This window comes from Paenibacillus sp. FSL W7-1088 (genome assembly GCF_037969855.1).
Classification (GTDB): domain Bacteria; phylum Bacillota; class Bacilli; order Paenibacillales; family Paenibacillaceae; genus Paenibacillus.
On sequence record NZ_CP150216.1, the window covers coordinates 6686261 to 6709398 of the forward strand.

Genomic DNA, 23138 nt, shown 5'->3' on the forward strand with positions numbered 1-23138 from the left:
CGAAACCGGATGAAGAAAAACAAGAATCTTCATGTTCATGAACGGAAAACAGATCGACGACGTCAAGCCACTCCCGGACACAGCGAGCCAATGAGATGCACTGTGCCCGGCTTTAGGCCCCTGGTTCCGTCGTCCATCTGTACCTCCCTCCCTTCCGTCCATATGAGATACAGCCTTATGTTTTAACGCATGGGTGACAGCTTCTCGGCCAGACCGGACGGATGGAGTTCATAACCATTCTCCGTATACGAATCGTAATACAACCGACCATTGCGATACACCATCAGGTCTTCCAGATGGAAGCCCCCCATCAGATTCAGCTTCTCCACACCACTGCTTCGTTCTTCGTATACCACACCCAGCTTATAGATCCGTGACGTTTCTTCGGCATGCGCCGCGTAGTCCATGAAGGCACTATGGTGATCACCAAAGAAATATTTTTCTTCATAACGATGTTCCTGCGTATAGTCGAATACTCTTACCCGAACGACCGCCTGCTCCTCTAGTGTGCGATACAATCGGCGGAACAGATCATCACGGGTCAGTACATTTTTGTCTCCATAGGTAATGGTAACATTCGCTCGTAACAGCAATTCTTCCTCAAAAGGTACCCGGAGCGGTTCTGCTGTAAGCAGCATCACATGACATACTTCCATCAGACGTTGCAGGAGCCGCTCGTTTCCTTCTGTGGCAAGCTGGTTCATATCCCCCATATAGCGGTCCTCGAACCAGACATCCCGTCCACGCTTCGCCTCCAAATCTGCGATCAACGCTTCCGTCACTTTGCCGTAGTACTCCATTACGTTCTGACCGATATATTCATCTGCAGCCGCTATGCTCTCTACCGCTGTCTCACGCAAAACACGTTCCAACGTTGCCAGTGTCTCCGTTACACTGCGGCTGAACGTATGCAGTTGTTCCATCTCTGTGTCGTAGACACGAAGCAGCTGCAATTCATTCTCAAGACGCAACAATTCAACTTTGGGCACATACACGCGTTCCAGCAAACAATCGATTAAATTGCGCACGTTCTGTTTGTCACGGAAGAAGGCACGTTTGAACGACTGATCCTCTACCCGCTCCTGCTGACGCTGCTCCAGTAAGGCCCGTGCGGATTCAAGCTGCACCGATTTATCACGAATCAATCCAAGCAATGCCTCACGCACACTGCCGAACCCATTGTCACTCCAGGCGGCCCATTGAAAATAGCCAACCTCAGGATGCTCCGTGCGCGATTGCTCGGCCTTACGACGAAGGGAGCCTTCTGTGCTGCGCTGGCGTACTCGTTCCTCGGCAAGACGGACCACGTTATCACGGTAGTACGCCTCTGCCCCATGCCCGAACAGTGCTCTCTCCGCTTCACGCAGCGAGAGCGGCTTCAGATCGGTGAAGCTGACGTTATGCGTCATAATGCCGCTCATACCGCTCACCAGATCCTCATCAGGAAGAATCCCTTCCACTTTGCGCTCTACCGAAGCTCCATCCAGTCCGAAAAAGGCAAGCTTGTCCTTGATGCTCCACTCGGGTTCCTGCCGCATCCGTTCAAGCAAATAACGATACAGATGGTACAACACCGCGAGTGCAATGGGTTTGTTCGGCCGTCTAATCTCGGCAAAACCTGCACTGGCATAACCATGCTGATCCGAGGTCGTACGGATGTTATTTTTGAACGACGTATTGTTATACGTGTTGGCCCCTGTGCTCAATACGGAACCAGAGCTATCCCCATCCTGCTTCCGGTTCTTGAGCAGACAGATTCGGCAGATGATCTCGGCATTTTCGATCCACCCGCCGGGTACGCCAGTTCCCCGCTCATTCTTGTCTGACAAAATATATACGAGATCAAATAACGGAGAAGCGGGATGTACAACCGGAATGGAGATGCCGTCCTCCGTAACCAACAGATTGCCACTGAACGTATAGTCCAGCCCCTGCATGTAATCCAATTCCCGCAGAAAAGCGAGTCCCGCCGCGCTTGCATAACCGAAGGAATCGACCTGCTCCATCTCGCTGACCAGCACATGCAAATCGGTCTGTACCGACTTGAAGGATTGAGCCAATATTGTTTCGGTCAGCTTGGTAAGCTCCGGCAACAATACATTCAACGGATCATCTGCCCTGGTCACGACAGTCACGTAGATTCGATCGAACGATGAATATAGGCGTCCGTATTCGGCAATACGATTACTCACCCGCCGCAAGGTACGATTCAGACCAAAGAGTGCCTGATCTGAATCGTGGAAACTGCGATGTACGTCCTTGCGAAGCGTTTTGGAAGGTCGATCTGTCTGTATGGTGGACAAGGGAAGCACGTGACGTGTCACCTGACCCTCATCGGAAGTGCTGCCATTCCTTGCATCACTCAAGCCGTTAACACGTGCATATCCTGAATGAGCACCAGCGCTGTATTTCTTCGGTTGCACGGGGTCATGCTCACGATGACGGGCATCTTCCTGATTTTCCGTCCCAATCTGTACATAGACTACACCTTCTCCGTTATCCCACTTCAGCCGGTTGATTTCCTGGACAGCAGACACTGCCGGAGCGACCTGGTCACCCACAAACAGGAACAACGCGGGGTAATGGATGCTGCTGCGACCATCACCCAGGCTGCCTTGACGCTCCTGCTCTGCTGCATACTGTGCTGCATACTTCTCCAGATTGCGTTTCAGAGCATTGTTCGAGCTGAACTCCATCCCGGCCGCCACCCTTACTTCAGCCTTCTGCGAATGTCATTCAGTTTCGATGACATCGTTCTGTAGAACTGGTAGATGTCTTCCCCGTTCGCCAGTTCCACTCGCTCGTATTCCAGACGATCACGGGACTCCATGAACAATGCAGCCAGATCATCCAATTTCGTAAGCAGTGGCGTGATATCTTCGGAAGCGGTGAGGTCGTTATCACGGCGGGACGCTTTGCGCAGCAATGTGCTGCGATCCTTCTCTGCCAATCCACGGAAGTTGCCAAACACTTCATATTCAGCAAAGTTACGGCTCTTCATCAGGTTCGCAAACGGCTCCCATGCATCTTCTTCCGGATCACGGTCATAGACGTACAGCGCACCCTTCTTCACGATGGTATCCGTGTAGAGTGCTTCGATGAAGCGGTCATACCACTGCTCCTCGTCCTGATGCTGGGCGAGAATGCCTTCCAGCTCGGTGACTTTGGCCGAGATGGCGTTCATCTTCGCCAGTTCTTCACGTACCCGCGCGATCAGCTGCGGGGAACGCACCAGGTTTTCTTTGGCCATATCTTCATTAATACTTCCGAAAATGTCCTTCACCGACACCCGTGGCAATCCTTCGGATTGCAGGCGTTTCAATTCCATGACTGCCCGCTTCACTTCACCCAGGTTCGGCGTGGTGGACGTCAGGCGCATGTCGTAGGCACCCAGCTTCGCAGACAGGTCAAACGGTTCTGTTGTCACAATTGCATAGCGGTTGCTTGTATTCTCATCAATGGATTTGGCTGTCACAATGTTGTATCCAAGCGCCTGCTCGAATTCGGTACGTACACGGGCGTTGTACTGCTTCACCCGGGCGTTCTCGTACACATCTCCCCATGACTTTTCTGGAATTGGCGACGGCAGATAGGTCCAGTTATTCTTTTCGGTTTGCACCAGATGGCGTCCGATACCTTCTTTGTCCAAAATGGTACGTTCATAACTTTCCTCATATACTTTGAGCGGTGTGTACACAAACAATGGTACCCCGTTGCGAGTGTTCAGCCAGAAGATCCGGTTGCGCACTTCACTTTCCTTAACGGTAAAATGAGATTTGCCCACCGCATTATTCTGATAATTGCGAATCCCTCTCAGAATGCCCGGCGCCTGTGCCGGCACCGATACGAATCCCCAGGATGGGAAATGCAGACTGCCTGTGCTGTTGCTCAGATTGAACACCGGAACGGCCTCATCATCCAGTTTGCCTGCAATGAAGCGTTCCACGAATTTCTCGACCGACTCATCCTGTCCATATTTGATAACCAGGAAGTCCTCCATCGAGCGGGTAATCAGATCGCCGAACTTCTCGGTCAGGAAATCAGAGATGGAGCTGACGATATCGATCTCATTCTCTTTCACCCACTGGCTGGAGTTCTCCAGCAATTCACGCGAGAAGTCGCGGATCAGGTCATCCGTATCGCGCTTGTCCAGCAGTCCATCCACCACACTGACGATATCCGGCACACTTACAACGTTCCAGTAATACGTTTTGTTGCCTTTATGATCGGACTGTTCTTCGCCGCGTGTAAGGATATCCCCGTTTTTGGAGAAGATCGAGCTGAGTGCGTTCAGCGTTTCGGTAAATACGTTATAAATGCGGCTGTTCTCCTGGTTCAGCAATTCGTACAGGTCCTCGTAGAACTCGATCATCTGATCGTTGCGTTCCACATCGGCATGCAGCCAGTACTCATGAATTTTTGCTTCAATATAAGCATTCTTCTTCTTCTCTTTGGAGACAAACGCACTCTTCGCATCGCCCAGCTTCTCTTCGGACTGCTCCTGAGCGGCCTCAATGTCACGCGGAATGCGGAAGGCATTCTCACGCAGGGTTTCAATGTACGACTGAATCATCTTCAGTACACAGAAGCCTTTTTCCGTGTAGATCAGACGGGAGACATAGAACGGACCCTGTTCAGGATGCAAAAACATACGGCGGATCTGTTCGGTGAACTGACCCGCAATCTCACCCGGCAGCTGTTTCTTCGCCTTGATATATTCCTCACGGGCACGAGCCAGGAAGTTCTGCTCCAATTCGGTATCCATGTTCACAACCTGTGATTTCACCACATTGCCATAGGACAGACGCTCACTGTTCTGATAACCTGGGAGCGGCTCCGGCACACGGGCTTCAAAGGACTTGACCACACTTTCGAGATCAATGCCGAGCTTGCGGGCAAATTTCTCGGTATCCTCCTGGTTTGGCGCTTTGGAGAACATGGTGTTCATTTTGTCGAACATGCGGTAAGCCAGATAAGTCGTCATTTCTTCAATCGGCAGTACCGCTGAGGATGCACCGATAATGTTGTAATCATAGTTGGCCGGATAGGCTTTGTTCATCTGTGCAATGTTCGTGCGAATGTTGCTAATATAATCGTGGATGGCAAACTCCTCGCCGGATTGCTTTTCCTCACTCGCCATAAAGTTAGTGATGTTCTCGGCGGTGACGTTCATGCAGTAATCATAGGCGTTCTCCAGCAGTTTGCCTTCCGTGTTGGTTGCGGAAATCAGATGACACAGGTTGAAAGGCGGCAGCGGTGAATTTACGGTCAGAATATTGCCGTATTTCTGAGAGAAACGCTCTCCCCGGCTATCCACGTTCATCCAGTAATCCAATTCCTTGAGCGCAGCGTATCCATTCTTGCGGATATATTCACGAGTGTGTTCACTCAAGCTTTTGTTGGACAGATTCACGTCTGGGGTGAACAGATAACCAAGCGTATTCACGCGGTCAATCCCGGCAGAGCCGTGATCACGTTCGATAATCCCGCGCACGATATAGGAGATATCGAGGAAACAACCACTGCCTGTACCGCCGGAAAGACCTGTCAGCAGGAACACCATCAGTTTTTTGTTGGTGCCTACAGATAATGTTTTGATCTTTTTGTCGATCGCCTGTACGACCTGGTTAATCTTCGTAAACAGCAGCAGACGTCCAGCCTGACGCACCCCTGCGGCTCCGTTCATGCCATCGGTGATGCTCAGCTCCGGAGACAGCCAGTCCGTAATGTACGGCTCCAATACGCTGCGGTTCTGAAGCAGTCCCCCAATCTCGGCATTGGACAGCAATACGAATTCATTAATTGGATCAAGTCCGATGCCTTTATACTTTTTGGCGCGATCCTGTTCATTCGTTTCAAAAGCAAGAAACTCCACGTTGGACGGTTTGTCCATTTTTTTCTTAGATACCGGGTCCTGCGGCAGCTTGAAACGTCGGTTAATCTGGTATTTAAGACGCAACAGTGCATCAATACCTGTTCCTCCAAGACCGATAATCAGAATCGGGTTATCAATTGTATCGACTCTGATTTTCTCACTGACAATCCCTCCGCCAAGCGATACATCCAGTTGCTGAATATGTTCTCTAACAATCGGTTTCATTCGTTGTCCTCCCTTTAGTTAACGCAGTCGGAACTACACATGATTACACTTGCCACTCCGATGACAGAACAACCTTCCGATCGCTGTTATCCCCAGATTTTTTGATTCTCTTTTTCAAAGGTGAAAATCTGGTGATAAAGGCGAGCGCTTCGCTTCTTCAGCTTTTTTCTGCCCTCTACGTTCTTGTGTAAACGGTTATTCCAACTTCTATTGGCAATCATTTTCAGACCAAGTACTCGATCAAAATCGTTTTGTCCGCCTGTTGCAGCGGGATGCTCAGTCGGTCACCGTTCTTCAGTTCAACGCCTGAGCTTGCATCAACGGCACGGCCGGATTTCTCCAGCGTTCCACCTGCAGTGTTACGGATTATAATTCGATCCCCATTGCCAGGTGTAAATACATATTTCTCGGTTTCCTTCAACTCAGGGTCCAGCTGTAACAGCTGGTGCAGATGGAATCTGCCCCGGAAGGATGTCAGCTTTTTATATTGCGGGTACGACTTGTCCCCGGTATTCTCATCACGAATTTCGACAACCATCTGTCCGACAAATCCACGGTTTTTGCGTTTCAACCAGCCTAACAGGAACCAGACACCCACAGCTACCACGATCAATGCGATCACGCCCAAAATAACAGGTATCCATGGAAATGGCTTGTCCTGCTCGCCCGCAGGAGTCGTTGGCTGAGTTCCGCTACCAGCTGCTCCGCCCGCATTGATCGTAATTGGAGCACTTTCCCGGTAGAAGCTGTCTTCTTCTGCACGGATAACAAGCTCGTAGTTATGGTTGTCCGGCACTTCAAACGTTCCGGCGAACCCGGTACCCGTGTTTTCAAGCGGCTGTTCTGTGCTTTTGCCTGTATCCTGATCGTTTACGACCAATGTCGCCTTCATATCAGCATACAGGTCATTATCCTGCAGCGGTTGTCCCCCATTCTCCAGCTTGGCAGTCAGATCGACTTTGTCACCCTTCGTATAGGACTTGGTCTTAATTGGGTCCACGACGAGCTGGAGATCATAGTTGAACAACAGGTTGATATCGATGCTGTCTTTCGGAGCCCCTTTTACCCGAAGTTTCCAGTCGCCTTCCTGGGGCTTGAGCAGCTTCACCAAGGAATAACTCTTTGAAGTCGAGAGCTTGGCAGTGTCAGAGTTCAAGGCTACGGCCTTGCCGGAAGGATCGGTTAATTCAATCTGGACTTGCTTTGAAGACATAATCGAGATGTTGGCTTCAAGTACACTGTCGTTCGGTACGTTCACGGTAACTTCCTGATAACTGCCGTTTCCTGTAATGGAGGGCAGCTTCACGACATTCAGTTTGGCATGATCGGCGAAAATCTCACTCAGAATCTGTGGCAGATCATCCGGTGTATCTGTGATAAAGGACTTGCCTCCGGTCTGCTGAGCCAGATCTGCAAGTGCGTCCTTGTTCAGTTTGCCGTCTGCGTTCAGTCCAATCGTATAGACGGGAATCCCCTGATCTTGTGCTTCCTTGACGGCCTTTGCCAAATCCGCATCGGACTGAGACTGGGTGCGACCTTTAGTTTTGTTAAAATCGTTGTTGCCGTCAGCCAGCAGCACGATCATTGGCGAGTGAGATGCGTCTGCTCCATGGTTCAGCACATTCACCGCTTCAGCCACCCCGACAGAGATATCGGTATATGGCCCTCGGCCGAGCTGATCTATAAAATCTTTCAGGCTGCTCTTGTCCGCATCGGACTGAATCTCCAGCAATGCCTTTTCCCGCTCCACCTGATCGGTGTAAGCAACAATCCCTACCTTGTCCCCCTGGACCGGCAGCATATCAATAAACATTTTCATGGCTTCATTGCTGATCTTGTCACGGTCACTTGTATTCATTGAATTACTGACATCGGCTACAAGTACCGCATCGATTCCGCTTGTCTGTGCCTGAGCCGCTGCAGCATGTGGCAGCAACGCCTGAGGTAGCAGCAGCGTTAGAAATGCCAGCAGAACCAGAGTTCCGCTGAGCCAGCGTATTTTGCTTGTCCGCAGCATTGGGTGTACTCCTTCACGTTTGAGATTAAAATGGGAATAGTTTATTATAGGCGTCAAGCCTTAAGGAAATCTTAACAGTCTACTAATAAATTCTGAAAAGCACCCCTATCTTCAGTTACAGTTTTGTAATGACTGACAAAAATCGACGAATTCATGTCAGTAGCTGGCATGAAAGTTCCAACTATGGAAATATGATATAGTTATTGCCAGCAAACTGCAATATAACGACGCTTGATCAGTAAACATTATCGTTTATAAGATGAATATAAGAATCACACGCTAACGGAGAGGTCAGAAAGGTTGTTCTGCCATCGAAATGGCTCGGGTGTGCAAACAATAGTTCATCTTACAACATAAGCAAAATGATCAAGCCATAGAAAGGAACGGATTATGGTTACATACGGATGCCTCGCCATATTGTTTCTTTTTGTCATTATAAAGGTGATTGCGTTCCTGCTTCATCGGCGCAAACCCGTTTCTCGGGAAGATGCCGATCGAACCCTCTACACTATTCTGAATGGCGAGCGTGATTGACCATGAGCAATAAACAAGTTGTATCCATCAGACCTTTTATAAGAACAACGCATGCGTTTCAAAAGTTGCGTGTCTGCAAACGATGCGGCCAGTATACCTGCCTGTGGGAGGATCATTGTACTGCCTGTGGGCGCGGCACCCTTGCCACAGTGGAAGAACGCGCCTCTTCCCGCGTGAAACGTCGGATTGCACGCGACCTGTTTATCACGGTAATCCTTGGTGCAGCGGCCACCTATTTTGGTGAAACCATAGACCAAACGATGGCGGCGGCCAGCATCTCACTGCTGCTCCTGATTGGATTGATCTTCATGCAAAAGCGATCGTTCCAGGTCGAACAGCAGCGTGAACTCAAACGCATGCTGCGTCAGGATGAAGAAGCAATTCGCCAGGGCATTAACCGAAATTGGGCCCTTGTCGCTGAAGCACGCAAGCAGGATGAAGCGCTAGCCTACGAAATGCTCCGGGAGATCGGCTCACTTGTCTATAACGACCGGATTCGTCTGCAGCAGGTTGCGCTGCTGCAATCCTTTGTGCTGCGCAGTGATATGGACCTGCAGCTCAAACCTCTGCTGCTGCACAGCTTCGAGCGGCTGCTCGCTGAATATATCGGTGAAATCGCACGGCTGAAGCCCGAATTGGTCCGTGAAGATGCGATTCGATATGTCGCCACGTACGAAGTGAATATTTTGCAGCTGCACAACGGGATTCAGATTCTGACGGCAGTAGCCGCCGCTGCTGTACGCAAAAGTAAATATATTGAGTTGTTCCCCAGTCTTATTACCCGCTACGCCCGCTTTATGCCCAAAGATCGGTTTATGCGGCTCTATCGAACTCTGGAGCTGTATCCGGGTAAGGCACGTGGAGGTCTGGCGGAATCGGTTACTCGGGTGTATAACGAGAAATATCGGGATTCATACGCAGATGTTCGTGTGTAGAGCTGTTGTATATGGAACCGAAATGTAAATTAGTGCAAACTCAATCCCTGTATATAGACGAACCACAATTCGTTTACCCCTGCATGCGTACTGGAATTACACGTGACATTGTATAGTTTTTATCATATAAGCTTCAACGAAAAAACACCCCATCCTTAGGTCTAGGATGAGGTGTTTTGATATTTGGAAAATGTATGGCGTTCTTCCAAACTACTTGTTATGGGTTTGATCGTTTACCGTCCGCGACGAGAATCGCGGCGGTCGCTCTTGGCCGGCCCGCGTCCTACGGAGTCCGTCCGGCGTGAACCTTCACTGCCGCGCCCGGAGCTGCGCTTATCGGCGCTACGGCCGCCCCAGCCGCTGCTGCGCTCATCGCCGCTGCGACCTGCACCACGCCCGCCTTGACCCGCTGCACCACGCCCGCCTTGACCCGCTGCACCGCGACTGCTGTCGCTGCTGCGCGCGGAACCACGGCCTGCGCTGCGCTCGTCGCCACTGCGGCCGCCACTACGACCACCGCTGCGTCCACCTTCGCCGCCACGGGAACCACCACGACCGCCACGTCCGCCTTCGCTGCGGCCGGTACGACCTGCACCACGACGGGCACTGCCTGTCCCAGCGGAGCGTCCGCCAGAACGTTCTTCATCACCCTGACTGTTGATGGAACGTCTATTTGCTCCAGTTGATGCTACCGGACCTTCACTTGTCCACTGGATACGGGACAGCTTCTGATTGGTGCCTTCCTCAATACGAGCAAGCTCCGGTCTGTCGTGCTGTGTTGCAAATGTCACGGCAAGGCCCGTGCCGCCTGCACGACCCGTACGGCCGATCCGGTGGATATAGCTTTCCGCATCATGCGGCATATCGTAGTTGAATACATGCGTTACGCCTTCAACATCCAGTCCGCGTGCAGCAACATCCGTAGCAACGAGGATTTGCAATTTCGCGTCGCGGAATGCTTTCATTACATTCTCACGCTTGGATTGGGACAGGTCCCCATGAAGTTCATCGCTCGCATAACCTGCTTCACGCAGATCTTCATTCAGCTTGGATGCACGGCGCTTGGTCCGGCAGAAAACAATCGCCAGGTACGGGCGATACGTATCAATCATGCCGCGAAGTGCCTCAAGTTTGCCACGATCCGTACACTCCAGCACCTGCTGGCGAATCTGATTGATCGGAATCACAGATTTGGAGGATACTTTTACATCTTCCGGGTCTTTCATGTAGTTCTTCGCCAGGTTGCGAATGCCTTTTGGCATCGTTGCCGAGAACAGCATCGTCTGACGTTTGTGTGGCAGTTCACGAAGGATAGTTTCCACATCATCCAGGAAGCCCATGTGCAGCATTTGGTCAGCTTCATCCAACACGAGTTTCTTCACATTATCCAGCTTCAACGTGCCACGACGCAGATGGTCCAGGAGACGTCCCGGCGTACCAATCACGATCTGTGTACCGTTTTGCAGTTTGCGGAGCTGCTTGTCCACATCTTGTCCGCCGTATACCGCAAGAACATGCAGCTTATCGTCGTTTGCAGTCAGCTTCTTCGCTTCTTCCGTAATTTGCAGCGCCAGCTCCCGCGTAGGGGCAATAATCAGTGCTTGCGGCGAGCGGTCGGATACGTTAATTTTCTGAATAATCGGCAGCAAAAAAGCCAGCGTTTTCCCTGTACCCGTCTGTGCCTCAGCAATAATATCACGCCCACCCAGCAATACCGGAATCGAACGCTCCTGTACCGGAGTCGGCACGGCGATGCCCTGATGTTTCAGGATCTCGCACCATTCCGGGCGAATGCCCAGTTGTTCAAAGTTTGCCAATCGTTACACCTCTGTATATTCATTTAGATAAGTCCATTTCATAATTGCTTTCACTTGGCTTCAATCAAGACTAGTTTTCCGTATATCAATCATGATTATGAAATGAATTTTTTAAAAAGCAATCGGTCCGTTGCTCTTCTTCTCCATACCCTGTAGTTTACACGTTAGTCAAGCAAAACAAAAGGGGATCAAGAATTACACCCTCAACTTGTAGCACAAAATTCCAAGATCCGCGTGACTTGTATCGACCAAGTGAGTTTGTGGATAGCTTTGAGAGTAGAGTAAGTATAGAAGCTCGCCTGAGAACGGTGACTACCACTTATCACTAATTTTAACGAACCCAGGACACCCTATTCTGACAATTAGAGCCGCTTGGAATTTCTAACGAACACCAGCTACTTTATTATTCAAAAATACACCCAGAACGGCTGCAGTATTGGTGATATCAGCAAAATAAAATGTCTGAGATTCTTTAGAATAGGGAAAACATGAAATAACCCCATATAAGACATGCCAGGTTCGTTAGAATTTAATCTAATCAAAACAGCGGCGCCCTCTCCCGAATTAAATCCGGAAAACAATGCGCCGCTGATAAAAAAATAACTATTTATGTTGAATAACTATTTATGTGGTCTACTTCGTTGCAACCAAGTTACGAACTGTGCCCTTGCACCGTGGCAAATCCGCTCTTCTCAAGCAAACGAGAGCTTTCCTCGTTCAGTCCACGCAGATGCACTGTTTTTCCCAGCTTCGCATATTTGAACTTCACTTTACCAATGGCGACGACCGCCGTGTTATCCCAAATATGTGATCCGCCAAAATCAATCATGATTTCCTGCGGATCAGTCTCCGCATTGAACTCATCAACGAAGCGGGAAGATGAACCAAAGAAGAACGGTCCGTGGACACGGTACACCTTCTGCCCCTGCTCCTCCTTTGCCTGAACACGAATCTTGGTCTGTTTCCAACCAAAATGAAGCACACTAAGCACAACGCCGACCATTACACCGATAGACAGATCGTGGGTATACACCACAATAGCAACTGTGACTACCATAACAATGGCTTCCGCTCGTGGCACACGCGCAATGTTCTTGATAGAACCCCAGTCAAACGTACCGATGCACACCATAAACATGACACCTACGAGTGCACCCATCGGCACCTCTTTCACCACACCACTGAGCAATAACAACAATATGGCCAGAAAAGCGCCAGCCGTAAATGTGGATAATCGACCTCGACCGCCAGATTTCACGTTAATAACCGACTGTCCAATCATCGCGCAACCACCCATGCCGCCGAAAAGGCCATTAACAAAGTTGGCAATCCCCTGACCACGTACTTCACGGTTTTTGCTGCTCTTGGTCTCGGTCATTTCATCCACAATCGTTGCAGTCAGCAATGATTCCAGCAGACCTACCAGAGCCATCGTGAACGAATACGGCAGCAGAATCATCAGCGTATTGAGGGACCAGTCGATATTCGGCAGATGAAACATAGGCAGGGTACTCGTGAGATTCCCCATATCACCTACCGTTTTGACATCCAGATGTAACAGCGCCGTAATGAGCGTCATGATCACAATAGCAATCAGTGGAGCCGGAACGCTTTTGAAAAAACGTGGCAAAATATAAATGATCGCCAGCGTACCTGCTACCATCGCATACATGATCCAGTTAGCGCCCGTGAAATGGGTAAGCTGAGCCATAAAGATGAGAATCGCCAGTGCGTTCACAAATCCGGTCAACACCGAATGCGGCACAAACGTAATAAACCGCCCAACCTTGAAAATCCCCAAAATAAACTGAATGATGCCTGTCAAAATCGTAGCAGCAAACAGGTATTCCACGCCATAATCTTTGACGAGTCCCACCATCAGTACCGCCATTGCGCCCGTTGCTGCCGAGATCATGCCCGGTCTTCCGCCCGCAATTGAAATCACGATGGCAATCGTAATCGAAGCGTATAATCCGACCATCGGATCGACACCCGCAATGATCGAGAAGGCAATGGCTTCCGGAATCAGCGCCAAGGCTACCGTAATACCTGCCAGCACATCTCCGCGAATGTTACCAAACCATTGTTGTTTTAAAGTATTCATATCTTCCTTTGCCGGTCCTCCTACGTATTTAAAATCAAATTTGTCTTATCGCCTGAACGGCAAGAGAACGGTTCGTCACTGACCAACTTACAACAGACAACATAAAACAGCGGCATACCCTCCCGCAAAAATCCGTCTATATAAGTTGAATTACATGTTGCATTGAACATGATCCGAATATGTTATCCGATATCATGTCTGAACATGTCTCATCCGTTCCAGTGTGCACCTCTTATTTCCACTACAGCATTCAGGTGTCTTGCTTTCGAGACGTTGTGAGCCAATCACAATTTCTCTAGGTTTTCCCCTCTCAGAAAAACCGGGTCCGTTAATGTACTGACCTATTATTATAGTCATAGGAAGCGATATGTACTAATACAATTGAACTGAAAAAACAGGAGCATATCTCGTATTATCTTAATCTTGCGTTATTTAACTCGGAAATACTCTGTTCTTAAACAAACTATTCTCATAAAAATTGGTTGCGACTCTATCCTTTAGCCCGACGGTTTTTGTTTAATAAATAGCTTACCAGATAAAACATAGCCAAGATTCCTGTAATTGCTAGACAAACAAACCTCTCCCTTTCACAAATAAAAATAACCCGCAAAGATCCTTTTAAAAAGTCTCTTTACGGGTCTTGTTACTAATCTAAAATCTCCCCGATTTAAATATAGAATATAGCAGGAAGGCCACCATCAGAATGGCTACCAGAAAACCAATCTCAATGACCGGAATATCCCATAGCATGGTGGACTGGTGACTGATCGAAGAACCGATAATCAACCCGACCATAATGATACAAAATGCCAGCAGTACAATACTGAAAGACAGCCGATTACTAATCTGGTCCAGCCTGCGCAGGAGTGTTTCCAGTTCAGGTACGCTGACCTCCAACCGCAGCTTTCCTTTGCTGATGATTGATGAAATCTGTCTTAACTGTCCCGGAAGACCCATGACACTCTCGGCCATATCCGCCGCACTGCGGAACAGACGATTCTTGATCCTCCCAGGATTGAAACGTTCCTTGATCAGCTTTCGACCAAATGGCTCGGCCATGTCCACGATACTTAAGGAAGGATCGAGATGTTCGATGACACCTTCCATGGTGAGCAGCGATTTCCCTAGCAGAAGAATGTCGGCAGGCATCACGACCCGATGTCGCTGGGCCACACCGAACAGATCATTCAGTGCTTGACCCACGCTTATTTTGGAAAAGGGAATATCGTAGTATTTGCTGCGCAGCTTGTCCAGATCGCTATGAAGCCCTCGCAGATCCATATCATCCGGCATCATGCCCAGCTTCTCAATTGCCCGGATCATGCTGTCCGTATCTTTGCGCATCAATCCGATAATGAGCGAAGCCAGATGCTGCTTCATCTCATCACTCAGACTGCCCACCATGCCGAAATCGATAAAGGCCAGCCTGCCATCCTTCAACACCATCAGGTTGCCCGGATGTGGATCGGCATGAAAGAATCCATGAATGAAAATCTGATTCAACAATGAATCTACCAGTCGCTGAGCAATGTTATTGAGATCATGCCCACGTTTAATCAACTCGTCACGGTCATTCAGCTTGATGCCTTCGATGTACTCCATGGTGAGCACACGAGAGGAAGTTTGATCCCAGTAGATCACTGGTATTTTCACTTTATTATCCTGTTGATATTGCTGTGCAATCTTCTCCGTATTACGGCCCTCGACTGTATAATCCAGCTCGGCCATTAGTGCCTGGGCGTACTCTTCTACCATTTGCGGGATCTGATATTGCTTCACCCAATCCCAGCGTTTCTCCGCCATCGCAGTCAATTCTCGTAAAATATCCAGATCGCGCTGAACAATACGCGATATGCCGGGCCGTTGGATTTTAATAGCTACGGCCTCACCGCTTCGAAGTTTGCCCAGATGCACCTGTCCAATACTAGCCGCAGCCACAGGGGTATCCTCGAACCGGGAAAAGATGTCCTCCAGCGGTGTATCCAATTCCTGTTCCAAAATACCCCGTGCCGTCTCCGAGGAAAACGGCGGGACCTGATCCTGCAGCTTCACCAATTCCCGGATCACAGACTCGGGCAGCAAATCTGCCCTTGTGCTTGCCAGTTGCCCCAGCTTGACGAAAGCCGGCCCCAGCTCCTGCAGCACGAGTCTTATGCGTTCACTCAGCGTCTTGGTGGTGTGGGCTTCACGCGACATCCACCGCCGGGGTAAGGCCAGCAACTGGAACAAACCCAGCTCCTCGACCATATAACCGAAGCCATGACGCACCAGCGCCATGGCAATTTCCCGGTATCTGCCGACATGTTTGATTCGCACAGCCATCTACTCGATCTCGTTTCCTTTGAGAGGAGGAACTTCAAGTGGAGCTGGGGATACATCAGGTTGAAGCTGTGGTGTGTGACCCAGTTCTGCAAGCTTTTTCTCAAGGACGGCAACACGCTGTTCCAATCTGGTTACATCACTCTCGGATGGAACGCCCACTTCCTGAAGGACGCGCTTAACCTGTTCATGAATCATTCTTTTGAACTGGCCCTGTTCTTCATCGCCCCGTTCCATCAGGCGTTCGACCAACGCTTTGGATTCACCAGGCGCCAGTTCCCCACGCTTGACCAGATCATCCACGGTTTTCTCAATTTTCTCCTTGCTTACAACAGTAAGACCGAGCCCTAACGAGATTGCCTTTTTGAACAAATCGCTCATTCTTGTCATCCTCCTCTTCGTTGATCTCTATAGTATACCCTTAATTCATCCGCACACAAAAGAAACGGTCCCGCTATACGTAACGTGCAGCCCATTTTCCTGCCTGCAAAATCAACTGACGATAGGTTTCATGTGCAAACGAAGGTACATGATGTCCTGGCATCAGGTAAACAATGCGTCCAATGCCGTATCTATGCGCCCAAGCTGCGGGCTTTGGCCCTTCTTCGGATTGATACTCCAGCAGAACTTTCGTTTCGGCAAATGAACCAAACTCGAACTGATAAGGCTCTTCCTCCATCGTAAATCCCGATATGCCTTCCGTCACTGGATGACTCTCTGTCGTTACTGTGAACTCCAGTGGTGCATAAGGTGGATGATGCAGGAATTTGGCACCGATCATCTGTTTCAGCTCATAACGATTCTGGAGCGAAATCCCGTTATGTATGATGACCAGTCCACCTCCATTACTAACATAGGACAATAAGCCCGCTGTCTGCTGTGGAGAGACTTTCCCCTTCCAATCGTCCATGTAAGAGATACACACGTCAAATCCGGTTATATTTTCTTGCAGCAGCATGTTGCGATTCTCACTGCACTGCACAGTCATAGTATCGTGAAAAATCCGACTGATCTCCGCATCCACTCCTTGCAGCGGATGCCAGTCCGGATGAGTATAATCACCAAGTAACAACGCTTTTTTACGATGATCCATCAATAAAAACTCCTTTCAAATTACCTAGAACAGAATTACCAAGGAAGGGCTTCCCCCTTGTAATCTACATACGCGGGCTGATCTCCCATGAACTCCTTATGGCGATCAATGAGTGCTGTGATATGCTGAGCCGATTGATCTGGCGTAAGGTCTGCAGCGGTATTCAATTCCCCGCTCATATAACTCTGTACCCACCCGGGATGAATCAGCATCACTTGTCCACCCTCGTTCTTCAGACCATTATGCACAAGGCGAGCCTGCATGTTTAACGCTGATTTGGACATACAATAGGCAAACCATCCATCCCGGCTGCACTGCTCAATACTACCTGCCTCCGAAGAGATATCGACGATCAGCTTGTTTTCCCCTTGAAGCAGGAGGGACAGCAGGGCATGAGTCACGCGCAATGTTCCCAAAGTATTGACGTTAAATACTTCTGCCATCTCCGCCATGTTTAACGGTCCGCGGATATGATCCGTAATACTTCCTAGTATAGCCGCATTATTAATAAGCATATCCAAATGCTCTGTATCCAGCTTCAGTGTTTCCGTGAACAAAGCTACGGACAGATCATCCGCAATGTCGAGTTCGATGGCGCGCAAATGTTTAGGATAGGCATCCGTCAGAAGACGAATCCCTTCGGACTTTTCCATGTCCAACCCTGCCGCATAAACGATATAACCTCTCTTCAGCATTTGTGCCGTCAGAGCCAGTCCCAGTCCACGTGCCGCCCCGGTAACACATACGGTTTTCATCATGCTGTCCCTCCCTCACAAGCTTAATCTGTCTTTAATTCATTCCACATTATTATCCAAAAACCTTTAATTATGAATGGGTACAACTAACTTCACGACCAAAGTCTCAGGTGAATTACCATGAATCAGAGTCGTTCAGCTTATAGAAAATATAAAAAAGTTCTGATCCATATATCAGACCAGAACCGGGAACCATTTGGCATCTTACATGCGTTTCATTTAACACTTCAATAGGAGTCCAGGCGGCTTCACATCTTATTGCAGAAGATGGGCCTTGTCCGCAGATTGGGCAGCGTAATAACGCCCCAGTTCAACGATTAGTGCCCCCATCTTCTCATCTTCCGGGACCACGAGCGCCTCAATACCTTCTTCACGCATCGCGTTTGCCGTAACCCTGCCCACTGAAGCAGGCACCACGCCTTGCCGGAAGGCTTCCTGCATGGCTTCGAGCTTGCCCTTTGACGCCGCATATTCAACCAAAAACCGCACTTGTGGTCCGCTTGTAAACGCGACAGCATCGACCTCATGCAGCAAAATCTCATTCAACAACTGTTCCAGCTCGCCCTCTTCGGGCGGAACGTGACGATATGGAAGCACCTGACGTACTTGAGCCCCTTGTTCCTCCAGCCACCCGACCAGCTTGGGCGCAGTTTCCCCGTGCAGTTGCAACATGACCTTCTGTCCCGCAAGTTCATGAGGCGCGAATTCACGAATCAGCCCGTCTGTACTGCCATCATCATCCCGCACCAGCGGGGTCAGTTTACGTTTTCGGAGTGCATTAACCGTTTTGTACCCTCTTGCGGCAATCAAGGATGCCGATAATACGTCCAGCAATTGATCAGCAATTTCCATATCCTCAGCCATATCAAAAATAGCATCCAATCCCATACCTGTGGTTAATACCGTCCAGTCTGGTGGATCGGATATCCAGGATACCAGACCATCCCGAATGTTACGATCGTCCAGAAAAACAGTTCCCTGTGCAGGCCGGACTAGTGGAATCCCGCCCAATTTCTCAACCAGCAAGGACATCTCTTTGGATTTTCGTGGTCCTGTCAATGCTACGCGTATACCTGCCAAATGTTGAGCCATCCATGTTCCCCCCGTTTATTCAGCCGAATGTCATCAGTCTGACTACAGTATACAGGGTACTTCTATGGAGGGAAACCGAGTTTCCCCTCTTTTCGGCGGTTCATCTATAACGATTTTTGATGGAATATATCAGGAAGGCTGTAGTTCTCCACCCTGATGTCCTTCCCGTTTCCCTTTGTCAGATTCATCTCGTTCCTGTGATGTTTTGTTTGATTTCTCCTCGTTGGAGTGCTGCTTCGGCTTTGTGCCATCCGTTGCCTTCCGGTCGTTCATCCCCTTTTTGCGGGGACGAAGGAATATGAAAATGATGATGGGTAACAGCACCTCGAACAGAATCCCAATCCAAGTCCATTCCCGTGTAAAGCGGAAGAGCTGAACGGCGTTTTTGAAAAACCAGAAGGCGCAGACAAACCCGATCAACGCAACCGGCCCTGTCATGACTTTTCCTGAGACCTTCGGAATCATTCGTTTCAGGCCCCAACATACAAAATACAGGTCAAATGCAATCTTTGTAATTAACGTAGGTAGCGTTACCGCTGCTAATGCAAGGTCAAACCGATCAAGGAAATCACTGATTTGCAGTTGTCTTGCAAGCTCATAGGAGGGATATACCAGTCTGGATGCGATGGGTACCCCCACCGCCAAGATAGTTTCGATGATAATCAGCATCATTAACAGGGCTGCGAACGTAATCCCTCCCATGACTGACTTGAATCGAAAATCACTGCCTTTAACTACAAATGGGATGGCAATCATCTCACCAAAAAAGGAAAATATGTACCAGCTTCCCTTTCCAACACCAGCAACATCGATGTCAAAATACGGCATGAGATTGTCCATGTTAATTTGCTTAATGAGCATAAATGGCAAAATTAATGAATTCAGCACAAACAATGTAACATACAGCTCGGACATTCCTATTAGGGATCCCAACCCTCCCCTCACGATAAAGACAGCCATGACCAAGAGGGTCAATACAATGATGGAAATCGGGGTCGTCTCCAGCAAGGTAATGCTTATATAGTCACCAATTAGCCGGATATCGCGGGCAAATATAAAGAGGAAAAACAGGATATACATTATACCTGTCATACGACCAAAAAAAGGGAATCGCTCCACCAGAGATTCAAACAGATCCTGATCGGGGAACCGTCGCTGAACACGGCTTAACATCCATAGGGATGCCACCATGACAAGAAACACAGGTATATAAGATAAGTAAGCGTGCTGTTCAGCATAAAAAATGGCTTGTGCATGGGGCTGCATCAACGTACCTGTAATGCTGAGCAGCATGATGAGCAGCACCAACTGACGATTGGTCACATTTTGATTCATGGAATACCTCCTTTCTGTCTGATCATTTATGCTTCAAAATTCGTTAGATAACCTTACGGTAACGGTAGCCAACGTTGAACCAATTGGGTAATCCATGTGGAGACAAAGACGGTTTTGCTCAAGGTGGTTACATAAAACCAAATTCCGGCGCTGACAGCGATCAGTCCGTAGGATAACCAGCGATTAATGGCCGCTGCCTGCTTCACATGTTTGAAGTCCATGATGATTACGGCAATAACCATACCCAAATAAGTGAAGAGCAGCGGCTTAATCATGGACAATATCCTCCTCTTGTAATCCAATCGGTTTATTGATAACCCCTACATTTTCAATAAGGATATGTGGCACTACGATTACCTTTACATCTGGATAAATATCATCCCAGCGATCCTTTATTTTTTTCCATTCCTGGGGGAGTTGCTGATGAATGGAACGGCCCAGACCCAAAATATCCGCAGGATATTGTTTTTGAATCAGTCTGACCCCTTCCTTAATGTCCTCTTCGATTTTCTTATGAAGGGCCTGAGTAAGGCTCTTCATTTCTTGGTCTCGCAAATCACCATAATTGGATTCGTTATCTACCAAGACACCCTTCGCATACAGCTCGATCGTCACCGTGACTTTTCCGTTTTCAACATGAGGATGCAATGAAGAGTTATTTTCGTTCAATTTGATGAAAATATCACCTTTTCCACGCGGAGCCTTGACCATCACTTCTGGTTCGTTGGCTTCACCCATTGCCAGTATAAGTGCACCAGCAGGTTCTTTTTCAATCATGCCTATCAGTTTGTCCTTCTTAAAGATGGCGATTCCATCCAACTTGATGTTCGTCTTGACGTCCTTCCAGTTGCCCGGTACATTGTCAGCAGTCGAAGCAACCGGAAGAAATGGATCTACTCCTTCGGAAAGAATCGCATCCGTGAATGTCTTGAGTGAACGCGGTTTGCGCATATTCAGAAAGCACAGTTCGCGTACCATTTCGGAAGGGAATTTTTCGATTGGCGCGTCAGTATCCAGCACTTTGTATGCATATCCTTTAGTCACAATGGGTAACGCTGAAAGCCGGTTAAGCGGATAACGTGTTAGTAAATCAAGCATGGGGGCCACACCATCTCGTGCGAGTTCCTCACCAATCAGCATGGTCCGCCGATGGGCATAATATAGTTCACGAGAGAGTGACTTTTGGCCTTCAACGGATGTTCCGCGCAAGGTTTTGGCTGTATTAGACAACATAAACCACGATTTATCCCCGCTTGTGCCTCCGCCGCCTCCTTCACTTCCAGAAGAACCAGATTGGCCTGGAAGAGCAATTTGAAGGCTGGACCTGTAATTGTCCTTTTCTTTGTCGATAGCAATTCCAATCACAAAAGCGATATCATTAATTTCCTTCCGGTCCCAGCATCCCGATATGAACATAGTACATAGGAGCAGTACGGCTATCGCACGTCGTTTACGGATGAGAACCATGCGCTCACCACCCTTCCTCAGCGTCAGGAGAACCGTTAATCTTTTCATTCATCCGCTGCTGGTCACGATGAACCGTTGATGGACGATGGATCATCTTCCACCATGGTGTACGAATCACAATATCCTTGGTATCCGTCTTGCTATAGGGACTGAGACCTGACAGATAAGGCACCCCAAAAGAGGTCATTTGCGTTAGATGTACGGAGATCAACACCAGTCCGATTACAATGCCATACAAGCCAAGCGCACCAGCAAGCAGCATGATCGGGAAACGCAATAAACGTACCGTAATGGCAAAGTTAAAACGTGGGATCGTGAATGACGCAATCCCTGTCATGGATACGATAATAACCATGGGCGCGGACACGATTCCCGCCTGAACCGCTGCCTGTCCAATCACAAGTGCCCCCAGAATACTGACGGCCTGACCTACCGTTTTGGGTAACCTGACCCCCGCTTCTCGCAAAGCCTCGAATGACAGCTCCATAATGAGGGCTTCAACGAGTGCAGGGAATGGAATGGCTTCCCTTGCCCCGGCAATGCTCAGGATCAGAGTCGTGGGCAGCATGTCCTGATGGAACGTTGTAATCGCGATATAAAGCGCAGGTAGAAATAGCGCGATGGCAACAAACAGAAATCGAATCCATCGCACCAGATTACTGATGAAGAACCGTTCGTAATAATCCTCACTGGCCTGAAGCATCTGCCACATGGTCACTGGCGCAATAAGGGCAAACGGACTGCCATCTACAAAAATGGCAAACCGACCTTCCAACAGGTTGCCCGCCACCGTATCCGGACGTTCGGTATAATGCATCTGCGGAAAAGGAGAATATGGATGATCTTCAATAAGTTCCTCTATATATCCCGTTTCCAGAATGCCATCAATTTTAATTTTATTGAGTCGTTTTTTGACATCCTTAATCAGTTTGGGATCGGCAATATCGTCGATGTAGGTCAGTACTACATTGGTTTTGGTTTCGGTTCCAATTGTCATGCTTAACATCTTCAGTGCAGGAGTTTTCAGCTTAAAACGAAGCAAAGCCGTATTGACGCGCAATGTCTCGGTGAAGCCTTCGCGTGGTCCACGAATAACCGACTCGGTCTGGGGTTCCTCGACACCGCGCCGGACGCCGCCCTTGACGTTAAATAGCCAAGCCTGCTTACTTCCGTTGATCAACAGCAGCGCGGAGGATTCCAGCACCCCATCCGCTGCATCCGCCCAGGTATCTACTTTCTTCACCTGCGTCAGGGCGATACGTGTATCATCCAGAGGAGACGCAGGCTCATCCGTACGTTGCTCGACCAGACCACGAATTAAAGGCCGAAGCATATGATCCTGAATATCCGTCGAATTCACGATGCCTTCGATGTACACCAACAGACCTTCCACTTCAGGTGAAATCTTGACATTGCGGAAGATCACATCCGAGCAATCTGAGAAAATGTCTTCCAGTGCCAACATATGGCTTTCATGTGAAAGTCCTATCGGTTGCCTCAGAATAGGGGGAGACGGCAGCCCCAAGGGGATGTGTTTCTTCTTTTCTGAATCCTTGGAACCATCTTTCCC

General features: G+C 49.0%; 15 protein-coding genes. 1 reads left to right on the forward strand and 14 read right to left on the reverse strand.

Features of this window, described 5'->3' with window-relative positions:
• Positions 1-182: 182 nt before the first annotated feature.
• From MKY42_RS30190 to MKY42_RS30200, 3 genes are all read right to left on the reverse strand, one after another.
• Positions 183-2696, reverse strand: a complete 2514-nt coding sequence (locus MKY42_RS30190; protein WP_256222254.1) for a transcription initiation factor TFIID — start codon at positions 2694-2696, stop codon at positions 183-185.
• Between the two features lie 14 nt (positions 2697-2710).
• Complete coding sequence (locus tag MKY42_RS30195; protein ID WP_339846972.1) at positions 2711-6100, reverse strand: tubulin-like doman-containing protein; 3390 nt, start codon at positions 6098-6100, stop codon at positions 2711-2713.
• 223 nt (positions 6101-6323) lie between these two features.
• Entirely contained in the window at positions 6324-8117 is a 1794-nt protein-coding gene (locus MKY42_RS30200) for a VWA domain-containing protein (RefSeq protein WP_339846975.1), read from the reverse strand.
• A gap of 536 nt (positions 8118-8653) precedes the next feature.
• Between MKY42_RS30200 and MKY42_RS30205 the strand changes: the two genes are divergently transcribed.
• A complete protein-coding gene (locus MKY42_RS30205) occupies positions 8654-9586 on the forward strand; it encodes a hypothetical protein (protein WP_339846977.1) in 933 nt (310 codons plus the stop codon).
• Between the two features lie 233 nt (positions 9587-9819).
• Here MKY42_RS30205 and MKY42_RS30210 read toward each other — a convergent pair whose 3' ends face one another.
• The 11 genes from MKY42_RS30210 to MKY42_RS30260 all read right to left on the reverse strand — a co-directional run bounded on the left by MKY42_RS30210 (position 9820) and on the right by MKY42_RS30260 (position 23033).
• Positions 9820-11403 (reverse strand): DEAD/DEAH box helicase, encoded by a 1584-nt coding sequence (locus tag MKY42_RS30210; RefSeq protein WP_339846979.1) that lies wholly within the window; start codon positions 11401-11403, stop codon positions 9820-9822.
• Between the two features lie 652 nt (positions 11404-12055).
• The gene (locus MKY42_RS30215) at positions 12056-13507 is read right to left on the reverse strand and encodes a SulP family inorganic anion transporter (protein WP_339846982.1); all 1452 of its coding nucleotides are present in this window, start codon (positions 13505-13507) and stop codon (positions 12056-12058) included.
• A gap of 651 nt (positions 13508-14158) precedes the next feature.
• On the reverse strand, positions 14159-15829 hold the full coding sequence (locus tag MKY42_RS30220; protein WP_179262685.1) for an AarF/ABC1/UbiB kinase family protein: 1671 nt from the start codon (positions 15827-15829) through the stop codon (positions 14159-14161).
• Complete coding sequence (locus MKY42_RS30225) at positions 15830-16207, reverse strand: phasin family protein (RefSeq protein WP_090903420.1); 378 nt, start codon at positions 16205-16207, stop codon at positions 15830-15832.
• A gap of 73 nt (positions 16208-16280) precedes the next feature.
• On the reverse strand, positions 16281-16919 hold the full coding sequence (locus MKY42_RS30230) for a ThuA domain-containing protein (RefSeq protein WP_090903419.1): 639 nt from the start codon (positions 16917-16919) through the stop codon (positions 16281-16283).
• A gap of 35 nt (positions 16920-16954) precedes the next feature.
• Positions 16955-17677: an SDR family oxidoreductase gene (locus MKY42_RS30235; RefSeq protein ID WP_339846991.1), complete on the reverse strand. Its 723-nt coding sequence runs from the start codon at positions 17675-17677 to the stop codon at positions 16955-16957.
• A gap of 252 nt (positions 17678-17929) precedes the next feature.
• Entirely contained in the window at positions 17930-18766 is an 837-nt protein-coding gene (locus MKY42_RS30240; RefSeq protein ID WP_090903418.1) for a uroporphyrinogen-III synthase, read from the reverse strand.
• Positions 18767-18895: 129 nt separating this feature from the next.
• Positions 18896-20101: an endospore germination permease gene (locus MKY42_RS30245; protein WP_339846998.1), complete on the reverse strand. Its 1206-nt coding sequence runs from the start codon at positions 20099-20101 to the stop codon at positions 18896-18898.
• Positions 20102-20154: 53 nt separating this feature from the next.
• Positions 20155-20376, reverse strand: a complete 222-nt coding sequence (locus tag MKY42_RS30250) for a hypothetical protein (RefSeq protein ID WP_090903416.1) — start codon at positions 20374-20376, stop codon at positions 20155-20157.
• Positions 20369-21616, reverse strand: a complete 1248-nt coding sequence (locus MKY42_RS30255; RefSeq protein ID WP_090903415.1) for a Ger(x)C family spore germination protein — start codon at positions 21614-21616, stop codon at positions 20369-20371. The genes MKY42_RS30250 and MKY42_RS30255 overlap by 8 nt, the downstream gene beginning before the upstream one ends.
• Positions 21573-23033, reverse strand: a complete 1461-nt coding sequence (locus MKY42_RS30260; protein WP_257031992.1) for a spore germination protein — start codon at positions 23031-23033, stop codon at positions 21573-21575. Before MKY42_RS30260 ends, MKY42_RS30255 begins: the two co-directional genes overlap by 44 nt.
• Positions 23034-23138 lie beyond the last annotated feature (105 nt).